At 42.9% G+C, this 1,017-nt stretch carries 1 protein-coding gene and 1 pseudogene; both read right to left on the bottom strand.

The window, feature by feature from the left end; all coding sequences use genetic code 11:
* A pseudogene (locus tag BCF58_RS17245) lies at positions 1-368 on the bottom strand (hypothetical protein); the annotation flags it as partial.
* Positions 369-384: 16 nt separating this feature from the next.
* On the bottom strand, positions 385-1,017 hold a 633-nt coding region (locus tag BCF58_RS17525; RefSeq protein ID WP_394337679.1), incomplete at its 5' end, for a hypothetical protein.

Below are 1,017 nucleotides of genomic sequence, written 5' to 3'. Positions count from 1 at the left end.
CTGGCTATTACCGGAAAACCGATTCCCGAACCTATGGTCTTAAAAAGGTTTTTTCCTAAAATCTTCGTCTGGAATATATATTGCCATAGCTTTTTGGTGTCATCCCAAAAATAATAGCCCTCAAAACCTGCTGATCCGGCATTATCCAATGAAACCAGCATCGCATTCTGGCTTGCGGCCGGATCAGTCGTTGAGAAACGGCTTACCGTAGGAAATAATATTCCTGCGGAACTCTCCGGGGTATCAGGCGTTTTTGCCTGAATATCCAGTGTGGCTTTAGGCGCATTGGTATTGATCCCTACTCCATTTTGGGCATGAAGACTTACTAAGGACACCATCAGAAAACAGGTAATAAATATTTTTTTCATAGCTCTAAGTCTTTAATTAATCATTCAGATAGGTCATCGTGATGCAATTGGTTCCATATCCTGTATAAACACTGCTCCCGGTTTCTGTGGTTTTTTGTATGGTTACCTGTAAAATATCATTTTGGGCCAAAGCCACAATCCCACTAAGGGCAACACTCGTTGCTGTTGTACCCTCATTGGTTAAAGAATTGGAAGTCGTCAGAATGGTGGCCCCGTTCTTTTTAATTCTATAGGTATATATGGCTCTGTTTTCGTTAACCGTGCCTACTGTTTTCTTTAAGGCCGAATTAAAGCTGATCAGGTAGTTCCCGCTTTTCCCTACCGTAACCTGATTCCCGGAAACTGAAAAACCCGAAGGGTTAAATGCTTTAAGGGTATTGAATAATACAGTATTCTCGGTATTCCCCGATGCGGAATAACCGGTTCCCGTCACCACATAAATAGCATCATCAAACGTCCGGTTAAAAGTGCTTAGAAAAGTAACCCAGGCGGTACCGTCCCAATAATAAAAACCATCGGGAAGCGTGGCATGCTGAAATAAAAAAACCATATGCCCTTTTGCCTGGGGTGCAGGAAAAGCCTTTACTCTCGGAATTAAGATCCCGTCCATACCCGTAGGTGAGGAAATACTCGACGGTTCTATGTGCAA

Source organism: Chryseobacterium defluvii (assembly GCF_003634775.1).
Classification (GTDB): Bacteria; Bacteroidota; Bacteroidia; order Flavobacteriales; family Weeksellaceae; genus Chryseobacterium; species Chryseobacterium defluvii.
The sequence above is the reverse complement of the archived record's forward strand: the minus strand, read 5'-3'. Positions and strand labels throughout refer to the sequence as shown.